15 protein-coding genes are annotated in these 17,513 nt (G+C 54.8%); 10 read left to right on the plus strand and 5 right to left on the minus strand.

The features are described 5' to 3' along the window. The first annotated feature begins 106 nt into the window (after positions 1-106). On the plus strand, positions 107-571 hold the full coding sequence (bfr, locus tag F3J45_RS13615) for a bacterioferritin (protein ID WP_003257116.1): 465 nt from the start codon (positions 107-109) through the stop codon (positions 569-571). Positions 572-785: 214 nt separating this feature from the next. Here the strand turns inward: bfr and uvrA are convergent, their stop codons facing one another. Next, on the minus strand, positions 786-3,620 hold the full coding sequence (uvrA, locus tag F3J45_RS13620) for an excinuclease ABC subunit UvrA (RefSeq protein WP_167063079.1): 2,835 nt from the start codon (positions 3,618-3,620) through the stop codon (positions 786-788). Positions 3,621-3,749: 129 nt separating this feature from the next. Here uvrA and F3J45_RS13625 point away from each other — a divergent pair, with 129 nt between their 5' ends. The 8 genes from F3J45_RS13625 to F3J45_RS13660 all read left to right on the plus strand — a co-directional run bounded on the left by F3J45_RS13625 (position 3,750) and on the right by F3J45_RS13660 (position 13,699). After that, positions 3,750-5,144, plus strand: a complete 1,395-nt coding sequence (locus F3J45_RS13625) for an MFS transporter (protein ID WP_167063082.1) — start codon at positions 3,750-3,752, stop codon at positions 5,142-5,144. A gap of 9 nt (positions 5,145-5,153) precedes the next feature. Beyond that, positions 5,154-5,693 carry a single-stranded DNA-binding protein gene (locus tag F3J45_RS13630; protein WP_167063085.1) on the plus strand — a complete coding sequence of 180 codons (540 nt, stop codon included), beginning with the start codon at positions 5,154-5,156 and terminating at the stop codon, positions 5,691-5,693. 129 nt (positions 5,694-5,822) lie between these two features. Then, a complete protein-coding gene (locus F3J45_RS13635; RefSeq protein ID WP_167063088.1) occupies positions 5,823-7,064 on the plus strand; it encodes a site-specific integrase in 1,242 nt (413 codons plus the stop codon). Next, the gene (locus F3J45_RS13640; protein ID WP_167063091.1) at positions 7,061-8,635 is read left to right on the plus strand and encodes a site-specific integrase; all 1,575 of its coding nucleotides are present in this window, start codon (positions 7,061-7,063) and stop codon (positions 8,633-8,635) included. The genes F3J45_RS13635 and F3J45_RS13640 overlap by 4 nt, the downstream gene beginning before the upstream one ends. Next, positions 8,628-10,628 carry an integrase gene (locus F3J45_RS13645; protein WP_205300513.1) on the plus strand — a complete coding sequence of 667 codons (2,001 nt, stop codon included), beginning with the start codon at positions 8,628-8,630 and terminating at the stop codon, positions 10,626-10,628. Before F3J45_RS13640 ends, F3J45_RS13645 begins: the two co-directional genes overlap by 8 nt. After that, a complete protein-coding gene (locus tag F3J45_RS13650) occupies positions 10,629-11,093 on the plus strand; it encodes a hypothetical protein (protein ID WP_196110229.1) in 465 nt (154 codons plus the stop codon). It begins immediately after the preceding gene. 168 nt (positions 11,094-11,261) lie between these two features. Beyond that, entirely contained in the window at positions 11,262-12,056 is a 795-nt protein-coding gene (locus F3J45_RS13655; protein WP_167063094.1) for a DUF4238 domain-containing protein, read from the plus strand. A gap of 608 nt (positions 12,057-12,664) precedes the next feature. Next, on the plus strand, positions 12,665-13,699 hold the full coding sequence (locus F3J45_RS13660) for a serine protease (protein ID WP_167063097.1): 1,035 nt from the start codon (positions 12,665-12,667) through the stop codon (positions 13,697-13,699). Positions 13,700-13,802: 103 nt separating this feature from the next. On the opposite strand, the gene F3J45_RS13665 is transcribed toward F3J45_RS13660, so the two are convergent. The 4 genes from F3J45_RS13665 to F3J45_RS13685 all read right to left on the minus strand — a co-directional run bounded on the left by F3J45_RS13665 (position 13,803) and on the right by F3J45_RS13685 (position 16,931). Beyond that, positions 13,803-14,726: a hypothetical protein gene (locus F3J45_RS13665; RefSeq protein ID WP_167063100.1), complete on the minus strand. Its 924-nt coding sequence runs from the start codon at positions 14,724-14,726 to the stop codon at positions 13,803-13,805. Further along, on the minus strand, positions 14,723-14,977 hold the full coding sequence (locus tag F3J45_RS13670) for a hypothetical protein (protein WP_167063103.1): 255 nt from the start codon (positions 14,975-14,977) through the stop codon (positions 14,723-14,725). Before F3J45_RS13670 ends, F3J45_RS13665 begins: the two co-directional genes overlap by 4 nt. A 197-nt stretch (positions 14,978-15,174) precedes the next feature. Then, the gene (locus F3J45_RS13675; RefSeq protein WP_167063105.1) at positions 15,175-15,858 is read right to left on the minus strand and encodes a hypothetical protein; all 684 of its coding nucleotides are present in this window, start codon (positions 15,856-15,858) and stop codon (positions 15,175-15,177) included. Positions 15,859-16,652: 794 nt separating this feature from the next. Further along, positions 16,653-16,931, minus strand: coding sequence for a helix-turn-helix domain-containing protein (locus F3J45_RS13685; RefSeq protein ID WP_167063108.1), 279 nt, complete (start codon positions 16,929-16,931; stop codon positions 16,653-16,655). A 182-nt stretch (positions 16,932-17,113) separates the two neighbouring features. Here F3J45_RS13685 and F3J45_RS13690 point away from each other — a divergent pair, with 182 nt between their 5' ends. Further along, positions 17,114-17,506 carry a hypothetical protein gene (locus F3J45_RS13690; RefSeq protein WP_167063111.1) on the plus strand — a complete coding sequence of 131 codons (393 nt, stop codon included), beginning with the start codon at positions 17,114-17,116 and terminating at the stop codon, positions 17,504-17,506. The last annotated feature ends 7 nt before the right edge of the window (positions 17,507-17,513 follow it).

Genomic DNA, 17,513 nt, shown 5'->3' on the forward strand with positions numbered 1-17,513 from the left:
CTGTTTAACCGATTTTTTGCTTCTGATTGCGCGTTTTTCAGTGACCGCGAGCAAAAGCTGGTTCACACTATGTGCATCTAGCGTATTCACAGGGAGAAGCAGGGCGATGCAAGGTCACCCGGACGTAATCAACTACCTCGTCACGTTGCTGAAGGGCGAACTGGCCGCACGCGACCAGTACTTCATCCACTCGCGCATGTACGAAGACTGGGGCCTGTCCAAGCTCTACGAGCGTATCAACCACGAGATGGAAGAAGAGACGCAGCACGCCGATGCCCTGATGCGCCGCATCCTGATGCTCGAAGGTACCCCGGACATGCGCGCCGACGACCTGGAAGTGGGCAGCACCGTGCCGGAAATGATCGAGGCCGACCTCAAGCTTGAGTACAAGGTGCGTGGCGCACTGTGCAAGGGCATCGAGCTGTGCGAGCTGCACAAGGACTACATCAGCCGCGACATCCTGCGCGCGCAGCTGGCCGACACTGAAGAAGACCACACCTATTGGCTTGAGAAGCAGCAGGGCTTGATCAAGGCCATTGGCCTGGAGAACTACCTGCAGTCGCAGATGTAAGCGCGGGGCTGCGTTGCAGCCCATTCGCGGCACAAGGCCGCTCCTACAGGCAATCGCACGGCCCCGGCTTGATGCGTTCCCCTGTAGGAGCGGCCTTTTTTGTTGTGAATGGGGCGCAACGCGCCCCCAGGCAATCGCATAGCTCCAGGGTGATGCATCCCCCTGTAGGAGCGGCCTTGTGCCGCGAATGGGGCGCAAAGCGCCCCCACGGCCGTCAAGCCCGATCCCGCTCCAGCAGCGGCTTCAGGTAATGCCCGGTATAGGACTGCTTCATCTTGCTCAGTTCCTCCGGCGTACCGCAGGCAATGATCTGCCCACCCTTGGAACCACCCTCCGGCCCCAGGTCCACCAGCCAGTCGGCGGTCTTGATCACATCCAGGTTATGCTCGATCACCACCACGGTGTTGCCGTGGTCGCGCAGGCGATGCAGCACGTCCAGCAACTGCTGGATGTCGGCGAAATGCAAGCCGGTGGTGGGTTCGTCGAGGATGTACAGGGTCTTGCCGGTATCGCGCTTGGACAACTCGCGCGACAGCTTCACCCGCTGCGCCTCACCGCCAGACAGGGTCGTCGCCGACTGCCCCAGCTTGATGTACGAAAGGCCCACGTCCATCAGCGTTTGCAGCTTGCGCGCCAGCGCCGGCACCGCATCGAAGAACTCACGGGCATCCTCGATGGTCATTTCCAGCACCTCGTGGATGTTCTTGCCCTTGTACTTGATCTCCAGGGTTTCGCGGTTGTAGCGCTTGCTCTTGCACACGTCGCACGGCACGTAGATGTCCGGCAGGAAGTGCATCTCCACCTTGATCAGGCCATCGCCCTGGCAGGCTTCGCAGCGCCCGCCCTTGACGTTGAACGAGAAACGCCCCGGGCCGTAGCCACGCGAGCGCGATTCCGGCACGCCGGAAAACAGCTCGCGGATCGGCGTGAAGATGCCGGTGTAGGTTGCCGGGTTCGAGCGCGGCGTGCGACCAATCGGGCTCTGGTCAATGTCGACCACCTTGTCCAGGTGCTGCAGGCCATCCATGCTGCTGTGCGCCGCGGCTTCCAGGGTGCTTGCGCCGTTCAGGGCGGTGGCGGCCAGCGGGAACAAGGTGTTGTTGATCAGCGTCGACTTGCCAGAGCCGGATACGCCGGTCACGCAGGTCAGCAGGCCGATTGGAACTTCCAGGTCGACGTTCTGCAGGTTGTTGCCACGCGCGCCCTTGAGCTTGAGTTGCAGCTTCTTGTTGCGCGGGGTGCGCTTGGCCGGTACGACAATCTTCTTGCGCCCCGAGAGGTATTTGCCGGTCAGCGAGTCAGGGTGGTCCATGACCTCCTGAGGCGTGCCCTCGGCGACGATCTGCCCACCGTGCACACCGGCACCCGGGCCGATGTCGACCACGTAGTCGGCCAGGCGAATGGCGTCCTCGTCGTGCTCCACCACGATCACCGTATTGCCCAGGTCGCGCAGGTGGTTGAGGGTGGCCAGCAGGCGGTCGTTGTCCCGTTGATGAAGGCCGATGGACGGTTCATCGAGGATGTACATCACCCCGACCAAACCCGCACCGATCTGGCTCGCCAGGCGGATACGCTGGGCCTCGCCGCCGGACAGCGTATCGGCGCTGCGGTCCAGGGTCAGGTAGTCGAGGCCGACGTTCACCAGGAACTGCAGGCGCTCGCAAATTTCCTTGAGGATCTTCGCGGCGATCTCGCCACGGCGGCCGGTGAGGGTCAGCTCGCCGAAGTACTGGCTGGCTTCGCCAATCGGCAGGTTGGTCACCGCCGGCAGGGTTTTCTCGCCCACCCACACATGGCGGGCTTCACGGCGCAAGCGGGTGCCGCGGCAGTCCGGGCAGGGCTGGGTGCCGAGGAACTTGGCCAGTTCCTCGCGCACGGTGGCCGACTCGGTTTCCCGGTAGCGCCGCTCCAGGTTCGGCACGATGCCTTCGAACGGGTGCGAGCGCTTGACGATATCGCCACGGTCGTTGAGGTACTTGAAGTCAACGCTCTGCTTGCCGCTGCCGCCCAGGATCACCTTCTGGTGCTCGGCCGACAGCTCGCCGAACGGCTCCTCAAGGCTGAAACCGTAATGCGCCGCCAGCGAGCCGAGCATCTGGAAGTAGTAGACGTTACGCCGGTCCCAACCGCGAATCGCGCCTTCGGCCAAGGTCAGCTCGCTGTTGACCAGGCGCTTGGTGTCGAAGAACTGCTTCACCCCCAGGCCGTCACAGGTCGGGCAGGCACCGGCCGGGTTGTTGAACGAAAACAGCTTGGGTTCCAGCTCGCTGATCGCGTGGCCGCACACCGGGCAGGCAAAGCGCGCGGAGAAGATCATTTCATCGCCTGGCTCGTCGTCCATCGGTGCTACCAGGGCGATGCCGTCGGCCAGCTTCAGTGCCGTCTCGAACGATTCGGCCAGGCGCTGCTGCAGGTCGGCGCGAACCTTGAAACGGTCCACCACCACATCGATGCTGTGCTTTTTCTGCTTGTCCAGCTTGGGCAGTTCGTCCAGCTCGTAGAGCTTGCCGTTGACCCGTGCGCGCACGAAGCCCTGGGCGCGCAGCTCGTCGAACACCGCCAGGTGCTCGCCCTTGCGCTCACGCACCACTGGCGCCAGCAGCATCAGCTTGCTGCCTTCGGGGCGCTCCAGCACCAGGTCGACCATCTGGCTGATGGTTTGCGCTTCCAGCGGGATATCGTGGTCCGGGCAGCGTGGCGTACCGACGCGGGCATACAGCAGGCGCAGGTAGTCGTAGATTTCGGTGATGGTGCCGACCGTCGAGCGCGGGTTGTGCGAAGTCGACTTCTGCTCGATGGAAATGGCCGGCGACAGGCCTTCGATGGTGTCGACGTCGGGCTTTTCCATCATCGACAGGAACTGCCGGGCATAGGCCGACAACGACTCGACGTAGCGGCGCTGGCCTTCGGCGTAGAGGGTGTCGAACGCCAGGGACGACTTGCCGGATCCGGACAGGCCGGTGATCACGATCAGTTTGTCCCGCGGCAGGGTCAGGTCGATGTTCTTCAGGTTGTGGGTACGTGCCCCACGAATCAGGATCTTGTCCACTGCGGCCTCGCTCGGCGGGCATAAACAAGGAAGTATACGGCGCCCTGCCAGTACGCGGCAAAGCGTCGCGTAGATGCCGTCAAGCTGTCGGACTGATAGAATCGCCGCCGGTTCACACGAGGTTAATCCATGCACGACACCCACAACGAGCGCATGAGCAGCGGCGAAACCCGCGCTGCTGGCGGCCTGGCCCTGGTCTTTGCCTTTCGTATGCTGGGCATGTTCATGGTCTTGCCGGTGCTGGCCACCTACGGCATGGACCTGGCCGGGGCCAGCCCTGCATTGATCGGCCTGGCGATTGGCGCCTATGGCCTGACCCAGGCAGTATTGCAGATTCCATTCGGGATGATTTCCGACCGCATCGGTCGCCGCCCGGTGATTTACCTGGGGCTGGTGATCTTTGCCCTGGGCAGCGTCCTGGCCGCCCAGGCCGACTCCATCTGGGGCGTGATTGCCGGGCGCATCCTGCAAGGTGCCGGGGCGATTTCCGCCGCGGTCATGGCCTTGCTCTCGGACCTGACCCGCGAACAGCATCGCACCAAGGCCATGGCCATGATCGGCATGAGCATTGGCCTGTCGTTCGCCGTGGCCATGGTGATCGGGCCAGTGCTCACAAGCCACTTCGGCTTGTCGGGATTGTTCCTGGCCACTGCAGGACTTGCCCTCGTCGGTATCCTGCTGATCGCCTTCGTGGTGCCCAACACCCACAGCACGCTGCAGCACCGCGAGTCGGGCGTGGCGCGCCAGGCACTCGGCCCGACCCTGCGCCATCCGGACCTTCTGCGCCTGGACGCAAGCATCTTCATCCTTCACGCCATCCTCATGGCGAGCTTCGTCGCACTGCCCCTGGCGTTCGTCGAGCGCGGCGGCCTGCCCAAGGAGCAGCACTGGTGGGTATACCTGACCGCGCTGTTCATCTCATTTTTTGCAATGGTCCCGTTCATCATCTACGGCGAAAAAAAGCGCAAGATGAAACGTGTGTTGGCCGGCGCGGTCGGTGTCTTGCTGCTGACGGAGATATACTTCTGGGAGTGGGCTGACGGTTTGCGCGGACTGGTGATTGGCACCGTGGTATTCTTTACCGCATTCAACCTGCTGGAGGCGTCGTTGCCTTCACTGGTGAGCAAAGTGTCGCCTGCCGGTGGCAAGGGGACGGCGATGGGGGTTTACTCCACCAGCCAGTTCCTCGGTGCGGCGCTGGGCGGCATCCTCGGTGGCTGGTTGTTCCAGCACGGTGGGCTGAACACGGTGTTCCTCGGTTGCGCGGTGCTGTGTGCCATCTGGCTGGTCGTCGCCTTGAGCATGAACGAGCCGCCCTATGTGACCAGCCTGCGCATGCCGCTGACGCCGGAAGCAGTCCGCGAAGCCGGCCTGACCGAGCGCCTGATGGCCGTGCCGGGTGTGACCGACGCTGTGGTGGTGGCAGAAGAGGCCGCCATCTATATCAAACTGGATACGAAAATTTTGGACCGTGCGACCCTCGAGCGACTGGTGAACCCAGCCTCTTCGGCGTGCGAAGCCTAGGAGAACGTTATGGCCCGTGGGGTTAACAAAGTCATTCTGGTCGGCACCTGTGGCCAGGATCCCGAAGTCCGCTACCTGCCCAACGGTAACGCCGTGACCAACCTGAGCCTGGCCACCAGCGAGCAGTGGACCGACAAGCAGTCGGGCCAGAAGGTCGAGCGTACCGAGTGGCACCGTGTGTCGCTGTTCGGCAAGGTTGCCGAAATTGCCGGCGAATACCTGCGCAAAGGTTCGCAGTGCTACATCGAAGGCAAGCTGCAGACCCGCGAGTGGGAAAAAGACGGCATCAAGCGCTATACCACTGAGATCATCGTCGACATCAACGGCACCATGCAGCTGCTCGGCGGTCGTCCGCAGAACCAGCAGCAGGGCGGCGACCCTTACAACCAGGGTGGCGGCAACTACGGTGGCGGCCAACAGCAACAGTACAACCAGGCCCCGCGCCAGCAAGCGCCACGCCCGCAGCAACAACAGCGCCCAGCGCCACAGCAGCCAGCACCACAGCCGGCGGCTGACTTTGACAGCTTTGATGACGATATTCCGTTCTAGGATATAGCTGAGACCTATTTGTAAAGTTTTTTCTCCAAAAGCCCCAGGTGCTAGGCCCCTGGGGCTTTTTCTATGCCCAAAAATAAGTAAAAATTAGACGGTCATATGTGGCCGGGAGGATAGTTAGTCATGGTTGTAAAGAATTTAACAGTCACACCGGCCAGGGTGGCTAAAATCAAAAACTTCAGCTTCAAGGAGGGGGAGAGATCTTGCGTGGTGGTAGGTGCTGGGGGGATGCCTCTCTACTATCCCAATCTGTATCTCACGACCCAGGTGAGGAACAGCAGCCGCTCTTCCTCAACGCTTACAAACTCCGCAGGGCACCTGTGCGCATTCCTCCAAGCCATGGACGAAGCAGGTGTGGACCTGGTGTCTCGCATGTCGGCAGGGTACGTCCTGGAACCATTCGAGGTAGAAGCCCTCAGAGGGGCATTCCAGCGCCGCTTGCTTGATCAGCCTGAAAAGAAGCATGGGATCTCTTTCTTCTCCCTTCGAGCAACGGTGTCGAAGGAGGTCATGCACGCCAGGGTTGGCGTGGCTACCAAATACATTGACTGGCTCGCGAAACAATACCTACGGGCACCGCGCGATCCAGACGAGCTAGCCCGGATCACCCAGGCCTTGAAAGAACTTCGGCCCATCAATAAAAAAAGAAACACCATAAAAAGAAAAAGAGGTCTTAGTGAAGTGGCAGTGGCAGCAGTAATCGAACTGCTTCGCCCTGGCTCCAATCTCAATATCTGGGACGATCCTGCAACGCAGATCCGAAACCGCTTACTATTCACTGTGATGTATGAGCTAGGAATACGGCGCGGCGAACTGCTGAATCTGAAAATTGAAGATCTGGACTTCGGTGCGAACCAAATCTCTGTGATGCGCCGTGCGGACGAAAAAGACGATCCTAGGCCCGATCAGCCACTGGTTAAAACCAATGATCGATTACTGCCTGTAAAGGCCGTGCTCATGAACGAATTGCGTCGCTACATTACTGATCATCGACGCCATGTCCCAGGTGCCAAAAGACATGGTTTCGTTTTTGTGACGCATAAATCGGGGCCTACCCAAGGGCATCCTCTTTCAATCGTCAATTATAAAAACATCGTCAATAGCTTGCGCGATGCCGTCCCCCCGCTTGCCGAGTTCTCAGGTCATGATTTGAGGCATTACTGGAATGAGCGATTCTCTAGGCTTATGGAAACAGCCGAAGTCAGTGGACCAGAAGAAGAGCTAATGCGTTCGCAGCTCATGGGCTGGAAATTTGGCAGTGGTACTGCGAAACACTATGTTCAAAGGTACGTTGAGAAAAAAGCTAGGGAGCATAGCTTGAAGATGCAGGAAGAAAATATCAAGATTCCGGAGTTCAAATCATGACGCCAATGATCGCTACGTCTGGCGCCAGATCGCCTCAAACGGAACAGGAGACTTTTCGTGAGCTGATTGCCACCGATGCCTCTACCCTCATATCGGTCATGGGCTGGGAGTTCTCGCCGGGTGATTCCACTTGGAAGCTGAGTAAAGACCATACGCTAAATTTGGACTTGGTCATGAGCAGGACGCCCCTAGAATACAGGGCAGCTGTCCGTAAAATGCTGGCTCACTATTGCACAACTTTCTCCGCTGCATCGGTTTTCACAGTTGCGAACGCTTTATGGAAATACTTTGAAGCTACAAATGGGAAAATTGATACCGTTCAGCTTATAAATTTCAAGTCAGCAATTGGCGATAATCAAGAGTACTTACAGATTCTCCGGCCCTTCTTCAGGCGATGGCTTGTTTTTGGCTTCCCAGGGGTAGCGAAAGATGTTGTAAGCATGTTGGATAGCTGGAGGTTGCGCGGGCGCGAGAAGGGCTTGGCGATCAAGTCCATGGACCCTGAGAAGGGCGCGTTGTCGGATTTCGAGTTCGCAGAATTCAATGATCGCCTAGTTTTCGGGTATGAATCAGGCGCAATTGACCTCTATGATCTCTGTGTTTGCCTGATCCTCGCTACCACAGGTCGACGCCCCACACAGCTTACCCATTTGAAATGCGGTGACCTCATTTCCGTTCCTCTCGGAGATGGAGGGGAAGACTACTTCCTTCATATTCCTAGGGCGAAGCAGGAAGGCGGGTCGTTCCGTGATGAATTTAAAACATACCAGCTGACAAAGAGCATGTGGGAGCTTCTGGAAAGCCACAAGCAAAAAGTCTGGAAAAGATTTGAAGATGCTGGGTTCATGCTGAGCTTTGATCAGCAGAAAATGCTTCCTCTCTTTCCGAGTAAACGCAAGCTGCCGGTTGCCACTACTGCCGAGCTGATCGCGGCCCTTCCTACAGATATCTTGCATGTCCGAACTAAGGTTTTTACCGACACGCTGACTACGACCGTAGAGAATCTCGGGGTTATTTCGGAGAGAACAAATGATGCGCTGCATGTTTTCGCGAAGCGATTCAGGTACACGCTCGGTACACGAGCAGCTCGCGAGGGTGTGAGTAAATATGTCATTGCTGAGCTTCTTGATCATTCAGATACCCAGCATGTGGACGTGTATACTGAGAATGCACCTGAGCATCTAAAAAAGATTGATGAGGCTTTGGGATTTCAGCTGGCGGTATATGCTCAGGCGTTCGCTGGAAATCTAGTAGATTCTGAGCTGGATGCGTTACGCGGGTCAGATCCTTCGAGCCGAGTCAAACACAAAAAATGTGGTGTGGGTACCTGCGGTAATTTTTCGTATTGCGGCATGAATGCACCGCGCCCATGCTACACCTGCGTTAATTTCCAACCGTGGGCAGATGGCCCGCACGAAGAACTTTATATCGAGCTGATAGAAGAGCGTGAGCAAATCCTTGCTGATACAGGTGACTTAGCTGTTGCTGCCGTACTGGATCGCACCATTGTCGCAGTTGCAGAAGTAATTCGTAAATGTGATGAGCGTAAAAGGTCCAAGGCAAATGAGTAATCTATTTCATTTCACAAGCAGGGCGGAGCTGAGCGCCCAAGAAAACTTAAAAGAATTCATTGATAGGTGTCGGAACGAATTAACTGTCTTTGGCAAAGAGTTGGATTTTGATGCTTGGCTATGGCCGAAGGCTGCTAATTTCACTAAGCTTGGTTCCGGTTCTCGGTCTACAAGCATTGATGATAAGATGGCAGAGCCATTCATTTCATTTGCGAAAGCCTATTTCAGATATCAGCAGGGCCATAATCCAACTGGTACTAAAAATGAAACTAAGGCACTTAAAGTGTTAGAGAAGGTACTGACCGAATTGCACGGTCAACCCGATATCCTAAAGTTAAATAGCTCTGTGCTTGATCAAGCTGCTCTCGTAGCGCGAGAATATTACACCGCTGTTGCATACCAATGCGGCCGTGAGCTTCAGCGGTTGGCCAAGTTTGTCAGTGAGAACGGCTTGATCCCGGTGTCGTGCGCAACGTGGGTGAATCCAATCGCTCGACCTGACAGCGCAGCACGGACCGGAAAGAAGGCTAGTGAAGCAAGGGAGAAAAAGCTCCCTCATCCCGATGCGGTGCTGGCCCTCGCGGACATCTTTGCCAATGTAACTGACGATCCGAGGGATATATTCACCACCTCCGTTTTTGCATTGCTGATGAGCGGAAGCGTTCGCATTTCAGAAGTCTTGAGCCTGCCGAATAATTGCGAGGTTCACGATGTTGATAAGTATGGTGATCCGGTTTATCGAATAGGCTATTTTTCCGGTAAGGGATTCGGTGCCAATCTGAAGCCTGTGCCCACGGTCATGGTGCCGATTGTCCAAGAAGCGCTGAAACGCATCAGAACAATTACCGAAGAAGGCAGGGCGTTAGGTAAATGGCTAGAGGCTAATCCTGACCAAATGTTTATTCATCCTGATTCCAGACATAAAGATCGAACCAAGATTCTGACTGAAGTGGAAGCATGCGAAGCTCTGGGCTTCGGATTGCCAGCACATGAAGCTAAGCAGCGTATGTATCATCTCTATGGTTTTAAGAAAGGTGATGTTATTACGCTGGACGCGCTGTGGGATAAGCTTAAGGATCGAGTTGATAAAAAATTCCCGGTCGTCAGTGAAAAGGCAGGCGTTAATTACGGTGATGCTCTTTTTGCCATGCAGCAGAACCGGCTCCATGCACAGCGCGGAACCTTGCGGGTGCTCCCTTGGTTGCCAAGCGTGAACATCGTCAATAATGATCTTTCTCCGCGTGAAAGCTTAGAGGAAGGGGCGCATACAAGTATCTTCGCTCGGTATGGCTTCCGCCATTCGGATGGTTCGGAGATGAAGATCACTACTCATCAAATGCGTCATATGATCGACACGATGGGGCATCGTGGTGGTCTTTCGGAAGACGATATTGCGCGATTCGCAGGGCGCGCTGATCCTAAGCAAAACCGCGTCTACAATCACCTCACGCCGAAAGAGTTGGCTGCGAAATACGAGGCGGTACAGCTTGCCGCTGGTTATGATCAGTCGGTCCTAATCCATTGTGAACCCGTAAGCCGAGAAGCTTACGAACTAGCTCCGAAAGGGCCTGTGCATAGGTCGCGCTATGGATTCTGCCTCCACGACTTTGCCGCTGCTCCTTGCGGTCAGTTCCGAGAATGCTTGAACTGCAATGAGCACCTTTGCGAAAAACGGCCAGATACGAAAGAAGAGATCGAGTCGCAATTGGCTGACATTGAGGAGCAGTTGGCTGCGTCCGAGGCCGCGATGAATGAGGGGCATTACGGGGCTGATCGATGGTACGAGCACCATAGTTTATCTGCTGCGAGGATGCGCGAGCTGGTTGGGATTTTGAAGGATGATAGTGTGCCAGAAGGGTCTTTCATCAGGCTGCGTCGAGAGAATCAGCCAAGCCATTCTGCACGTGCGCTTCGTGCGCGAGGTGAGATGCTTACCAAGGCTATTTCTGAAGAGCTGAGTAACCGCTTGGCCAATTTGATGGAGATGATGTAGATGGCCAAGCACCTGACCAAGGATGATATCCGCGCAATCGCTGACCAGTTGTTAAGCTGGGAAGGTGCTTTAAGTTGGGAGTTGCTCTGCGACAAAGTGGCTGGCCTCGTTGGGAAGCGTCCAACACGCCAGTCGCTATACACGCATTTAGAGATCAAACGCGCTTTTACTCAAGCTAAGAAGAAGGCCAGTGAAGAAGTGGTTCGGATTCCTGCGCCTTCCAGCTTGAAGATCGCGGGAGATCGAATTGCGCGTCTAGAGTCGGAGATCCAGGCATTGAAGACTGAGAATTCTCAGTTGCTAGAGAAATTTCTGACTTGGCAATATAACGCTTCGATTGCTGGCTTGCACGAGTCGCAGTTGAACCGTCCGTTGCCGGTCATAGACCGTGAGCGCTCTGATGCCCCGGTACGCACTAGGCTGAAGGGAGTGAAGCCGAAGGCGGTTAAGCCTCAGAAATCATGACCGTCACCCAAGGGTGGCTTCCTGTAGTTTCTCCCTTGATAGACCTGCTCCTAGAGCAGGAGGTATCCAGGGGCGGGCAGGTGCATCCTGCTTTGATAACTGCCTCTGGGATGCCTGGAGGGAGGCTCCTAGCTACACTCTCATTGTCTCGACCTAGAGGGTCTGTATGTGAAGTATGAGCCTACCCAGCCTGGCAACCCCCATCAATTTACGATCAATCAGCATGTCTTCCCGAAGGCCAGTATCCAGCGATTTGCAGGCTTGGATGGCTTTGTGGAGGTTTTCTCAATCCCGCACCAGAAAGTCATGCGACTCAAACCCAACAATCCGATTTTCTGTGCCCAGCGCGTGTGGGATCAGCGGACTGAGGTTGGGATAGGAAAGCAAATTGAAGACAGGTTCCAAGCCCTGGCTGATGCCATTGAGCGTGGCAGGGTGAATACAATCGGGATCTGGGAAAAACGAGTCGTTGAGGAATTTTTCTCCCTCTGGCGGACGCGTCAACGATTCCGGAATGAAGGTCTTGGGGATGTGACGATCAACGGAGTAGCCAGTGAGACGCTGACCAAAGCTCAGCAAGAGGTGCTGGAGAGTAAGCACATGCTGTACGCATCTGATGGCGTGATGAAGGGGAGGTTGCTGGCCAGCGTCCAAGTCATCGGCTATCAAGACTGCTTCATACACGCGAACCAAGCGATGCAGTGGGGAATCGTGCGCTCACCGATCCACGATTTCTTAGTGCCGGACTGCTTCGAGGACATGATGATCGTCCCTGTGTCCCCTCGGGTGGCCATCGTCGCCGATATGCCCGACTGCTTCCTAACGGATGACCAGGTAGCGGTGATCAATCAAACCGCGATTGCCCGCTCTACCAATTTCTACTTTGCTCGACATCTCGCAACTGCCCCCATCATTACCGGCCTACAGCGTCTGCCCTTCGGTAACCTAATGCGCAGGCCATGAAGCTGGGGAATGGCGGCGTGGCGATACCCGCTCCTGGAGCGGGATTATCCAGGGGTAGGGATTTGGACACCGAGTTCACCACCCATTTGCATCCGACTGGACCAGTTGTTTGCACCGGATACGACCAGCGCACTGTGAACCGGCAGATACCCAAAGCAAACGTTGGTGGAGGGCAGCTTTCGGCCCATACCTGCCCTCCACGAAGGGCAGGAATCGGCCAAAACGGATAATCACAGACGAGTGCTTCCGACCCGTTACAGCCTTTGGTGTAGCTTTTTTTGTGAAGGACACCAACTTACTCCAATGCGAACACACGCTGCGCCCTCGGCTATCACATTCCCGCTCCTACCGGATCACCCCAGCCTTCAAGGCCTGTCGAATGCCTAGGTGAGCGCGAAAGATCAGTAGCTGAGCGGGCGTAGACCTGGTGCAGTGCTCGCTCTTTGCTACCGCATCAGTAGCTGAAATCGTCGGAAGGGCCTGCGTCCAGATCATTCTGGGCGGCGGCCCTTGCTGGCGTAGTCTCTGCCGCTTACGCTGGAGCCAACTGACCGATCATCCAGCATAGAGCTGCGAAGGTATGGACAGGATCGCCTACAGGAGTCTCCATGGAACACTTCGTACCATTCGTGATTGAAACCTGTGAGATGGAGGGTTCGTCGAACAACAAGGGCTATCCTCTGATCCCGGATTTAGAACGACCTTTTCACCCTTTCAGAATCCAGGACCCATTCGGGCTGAGAAATGCCGTCGTACCCGTGTTTCGGCAAGACGTTACGGGAGCCATCTATGGGCTGGGCACCGCGTTCAACATCAATGAATTTGGCACCTTCCTCACCGCCCATCATGTCATCGACTTTATCGAATACGACAAAAACAGCCGCCCCATCCTTTTCCTAGGCATGCACGCTTTGGTGTATGGCAAGGCCATCATTCCTCCCGCCTGCTTTGTGCCTATCACAGGCGCTCATTTTCCCACGATGGACTCCGAAAACCCCCTCGGTTTTTTGTTAGGGAAGCCGGAGCGCAAAGTCGCCATGGACCTCGCGGTAATGCAGGCTTCCCCACTTGACCCGGGCGTTCGCACACCCCAAACGTTGAAGGTGCGCGTTAACAACTGGAAGCCCAAGGTAGGTGATTTGGTTCTCGCTATTGGGTACCCCGAGCTGAACCTTTCCGAGTTGAACGAGGACTCACAGCGGATGCTCCTTTCAGAAGGGATGTACGGGGCGTATGGCAAAATTCTTGAGGTGTATCCTGATGGCGTAGGCACCTCCAACCCTAGCCCTGTTTTTATTGTTGACTCCGATTGGCCCCCAGGCATGAGCGGAGGTCCCGTTTTCAACCAGGCGGGAGAAGTCGTTGGTATCGTCAGCCGCTCGGTCCGAGCCGAGGAAGACCTCCCAGGCCGTGGGTTCGCGGTAGATCTGGGTAGAAGCCACGAAATTCAGGTGTTTGCACCTAGCCTTGATGAGCCTGGCTGGCAGGTGTGTTGGGGCGTGTTTCTGGAAATTGGGAGCGATCCGGTTAGCGTACACGCCAACGAACAGGACGCGGCCTTGGCGGGTGATACTCTGGGCCAACCCTTCAGCATCATAAAAATTGCCAACAAAATCGGCTCTAAAAATTATATCGGCGTATAAGCAGCAGCTGTTATTCGGGGGTTAAGCAAAGGGCCTCAGTGTAGGTCCTTTGGCCCTTTAGAGCGCCTCTCATGCGCAGCAAAGCTAGCAGGTATGCGAAAACTTAAGACTCCGAGAGCTTATTGTCAATCCTGATTTGTTTAATGAAATTTTCCTCCTGTTGCGGGCTATTTATTTTCAATGTCGATAGCAAGGAAGGTGATATCTTTGACTTGTAATTATGATAAATGACATTGCTATCAGAGCTATTTGGTTGTATTTTCTTGGAAATGCCGGTGAGATTATTTTCATTACAACTGAGTAGCCACACGCCATCTACGTGTTCAAATTCTGAGTTGTCGAAATAGCTAGTCTTAAATATCGTATTATTTTTCTTAGATACATGAAAGTCTTGATCGATTATCTGGGCGGTAACCGCATTCTCATCGCTAATCTCCAAGTGTATTATCGCTTGCTTTTTGAAAAGGTTTTTTAGATAGGAGTAGTCGATGTACTCGCTACCCTCAATGAAACCCACGTTTATGCAAACGATATTTGTATCCCCCTTATTTACCGTTCCATTTTCAAGGTAGGTTTGATACTTCTCTGCCTTTGCTTTCAGTGCCCCAGTTATCCTCTCATGCAGGCTGCTCATTTCAGGGATTTTCACCTCAATGCTCCCTCGATTGGCGCTATGCCCCTTAGGTGGTGGATAAATATACTGTTGAATATTTGACTTCCTTAGAACAACCTGAACAGGTGTTATTATTTCGATGTTTACTTTTTTTGATTCAAAATTAAAAGTTAAGTCCGGCCCTTTGTTTTTGCTTTCGATGTCACTAATGCAGTGCGTGCAGTGTTCCAAAACAACAAGCTCCGACAGCCTGTGCATCGTCTTCTCTGGATCACTCATCTGCGACACAAAGTTAGAGTCCAGCAATCTTTTTTTATGCATCTTCGAATATAGGCTCTCATAAAAGCTTATTGTGCCTTCGGTAGAGGTGTAGTGCTTTATTACAGCGCGAGCAAATTCGGTTACGTTAGTCATGGTGTCGCCTTAGGTTTAAAGTCGAGCGCATTGTAATTAGGTATTAATAATTTCAGCTTATAGCCCTGAGCGGCACACGCAAAGCCAAACCTCACATTGGCTGCTTTAAACAGTCGAAACGATATGCTATGGGTGAAAATTTCTGACGGCTGCGTACTTCTGTTTTCGACCCAAAGCTGCCCTTCGTGGAGGGCAGCAATCGGCCATTTTCTGCTGGCCATCACCGAACGCTTAGGGTCGATAGCGGTCATTCGCGATCGGCTACTTTCGACCCATGCTGCCCTTCATGGGGGGGCAGCTTGCGGTCAGAAGCAGACACTCAATACATCTACAAAATTGGCGTCGATTCGTAACCGTCCGGCGAAGTCAGCTACCTTCCCCGCACCGCGCGTTCTCCACGGTAAGCTATGAGGAGTGCTATGAAGGTGAGCCTCCTAGGCCTAACGAGTTAGTTTTTCGGCCCGTACCCACCGGGTTTAGTATCGGAGGAAGGCTCAGATGGCGGATCAGATGCCGCTGAAGGATTGACCGCTGCCATGTATTTCGCAATGAATGGTTCAGCCCACGCGTCTAGCTGTTGAAAATTCGCAAACTCACGACTTTTTATCCCACCAGCGAACGACGTGCCGAATAGCGTGATGGGCATTGCTCTGGTTTTCTCGTAGCTGCCGGTCTCTTCTCTCGCCCACAACAGCCAGTTCAGATACCTGAGAAAATCGTGACGCTCTAGCCCTGACTGTCCAGTCGCTACGGCAATTGCGAGTTGCTCACCGCTAACCTCTGCCGGGCCATCATACTCAAGGTGCCTGTGCGGTGGGTTCTGGCGTACTGCACCGCATGATGGGAGAGTTTCCGGGCGGCACACCAAATCCTCATAAACGCCGAAAAAGGTGTCCAAGCCTCCGTTGTATCTCTTCTTTCCCCATGCTGCGAAGTGACACTGTTGATGAAGATCAAGGGCTTCCCAATATGTGAATAGCCCCTCGCACAGAACACAGGCAGATTTCTTATGATCTTCACTGCGGAGATCCCCCCTACTCGATTTGAACTCAACTAGGAAAAACCGACCGTCGCTTGAGAACATATTGTCAGCGTTGAATACCCGGTCTGCTCCACTCAGTGGGATATTCAAATCTATAGCGCCATGAGACACACACGCCTGCCATAACTCAAAATGGAAGGTAAGACTTACGCTTGGCTCTCTTCCCGACACTGATACATCTCCGCAGACCAACCTAACGTAAAGGAAAGCCTGAGACCTCCTCCGCTGTGAAGCTCGAATGCTATCACCGTGCCAGCTCAAGAATAAAGCCAGCGTCCGATGAGGGCCCGAGCCTACCTGGGGAGACAAGGACACCGCCGCTCATTACGGCAGTGATGCAAAGGAAATGGCCATTGCCAGCTTGATCGGCCAGCCAGTTCACCTGCTGAGCCCCTTGGTCGCTTCAACGGTTCTGCTCTGCGGCTTACTCAACGTGGACTACGGAGAAAATCAGAAGGCATCCATTGGCTGGAGTGTCGGGACCTGCTCGGTCATGTTCGTTGCTGCCGCTGGGTTCATTCGGCCGGAGGCCGGTGGGCAGTTACAGGGCGTGTGGGTCCGCCCCGATGGCGGATACAGGATAGCAAGGAGCAGAGTTTGCACATTGCTGATGTGGAACCCGGTGAACCCATCTGGCGTGGCGCATCATGCTCAGGGCTTCGTGCTCAGTATGGGAAGGATGCCGACACACACGCTCTGACCCGCAGGTACAGGGGCTGGATAAGGAGTATTCAGGTCTAGTCTAGGGCAATCAGCGGAGAGGTTGAGGGTCGGCTGAGACCCGTATTTCATGCGGCTTATAAAGCTTTATAGACGACTATAGATCGATTATAGAACCGCTCTGCACGGCCATTGTGCAGCCACATCGGGAAGGGATAGACGACCTAGTCGTCCAGCTCCGACAGCTCCTTCGCTGCTTCATTGAGCAGGAGCCTGGCTTTTCCATTGATGAATTCGGCTTCGACCAAGCAGGCCAGCGTCACCGGAGAGACCTCCAAAACATCGCATAGCGCACGAAAGGTGCTGAGAGACGGCGAGTATTCGCCCTTTTCGAGGTTCCTGACATAGCGTGCAGTCGCCGCAGGTTCGAATTGCTCTTGGGTCAGCCCCCTCTCAAGGCGAAGTCGCCGGAAGACAGCCCCAAATGCCAATTTATAGTTCATAGCGCTTGGATGGCTAAAAGGAAGCATTGAACCTATTGCGTGCGCGTAGGAACAGGCAGTATCCTGCCGGTTGCTGACTTTTCGGCTTTTTCGACTTTTTTCCGAATCTTGGGAGTGCTCAATTTACTGAGCTACCGGGACGGCAACCTGCATCCAAATTTTAGTAACTGGAGAGTGTAAATATGATAAACGCCAGTGAGGAATTTATTAAAAATTATCCCCTGCTTTTTGCGCAGTCCCGAGAAAATCCACTGGGGGTACATTATTGGGGGTTGGAGTGCGGGAGCGGATGGTTTGGGCTCTTGGAAGTGCTTTGTCAGCGGGCGCAGGCCCATATTGATCATAAGAAAATCGAACAAGTTGTATTTCGACAGATTAAAGAAAAGTTCGGTGAGCTTCGTGTCTCTTATTCAGGGGGTGATGAATATATCGATGCGCTGATTGATATGACGGAGGCCTTCTCTGCAATTGTATGTGAGAGTTGCGGTGCGCCTGGAGTGAAGCAACACTTGAAGGGCGGGTGGATTAAAACTGTCTGTCGGGCATGCAGCAGCGAGTTTGAGTCGCGAGTTTGATTATGGA

The organism is Pantoea sp. Ap-967 (assembly GCF_011752565.1).
GTDB lineage: Bacteria > Pseudomonadota > Gammaproteobacteria > Pseudomonadales > Pseudomonadaceae > Aquipseudomonas.

Coding starts and splice junctions, on each gene's coding strand:
- F3J45_RS13690 (WP_167063111.1), top strand. CDS start 17,114: ATGATAAACGCCAGTGAGGAATTTATTAAAAATTATCCCCTGCTTTTT.
- F3J45_RS13630 (WP_167063085.1), top strand. CDS start 5,154: ATGGCCCGTGGGGTTAACAAAGTCATTCTGGTCGGCACCTGTGGCCAG.
- F3J45_RS13645 (WP_205300513.1), top strand. CDS start 8,628: ATGAGTAATCTATTTCATTTCACAAGCAGGGCGGAGCTGAGCGCCCAA.
- bfr (WP_003257116.1), top strand. CDS start 107: ATGCAAGGTCACCCGGACGTAATCAACTACCTCGTCACGTTGCTGAAG.
- F3J45_RS13640 (WP_167063091.1), top strand. CDS start 7,061: ATGACGCCAATGATCGCTACGTCTGGCGCCAGATCGCCTCAAACGGAA.
- F3J45_RS13685 (WP_167063108.1), bottom strand. CDS start 16,931: ATGAACTATAAATTGGCATTTGGGGCTGTCTTCCGGCGACTTCGCCTT.
- F3J45_RS13670 (WP_167063103.1), bottom strand. CDS start 14,977: ATGACCGCTATCGACCCTAAGCGTTCGGTGATGGCCAGCAGAAAATGG.
- F3J45_RS13625 (WP_167063082.1), top strand. CDS start 3,750: ATGCACGACACCCACAACGAGCGCATGAGCAGCGGCGAAACCCGCGCT.
- F3J45_RS13660 (WP_167063097.1), top strand. CDS start 12,665: ATGGAACACTTCGTACCATTCGTGATTGAAACCTGTGAGATGGAGGGT.
- F3J45_RS13650 (WP_196110229.1), top strand. CDS start 10,629: ATGGCCAAGCACCTGACCAAGGATGATATCCGCGCAATCGCTGACCAG.
- F3J45_RS13635 (WP_167063088.1), top strand. CDS start 5,823: ATGGTTGTAAAGAATTTAACAGTCACACCGGCCAGGGTGGCTAAAATC.
- F3J45_RS13665 (WP_167063100.1), bottom strand. CDS start 14,726: ATGACTAACGTAACCGAATTTGCTCGCGCTGTAATAAAGCACTACACC.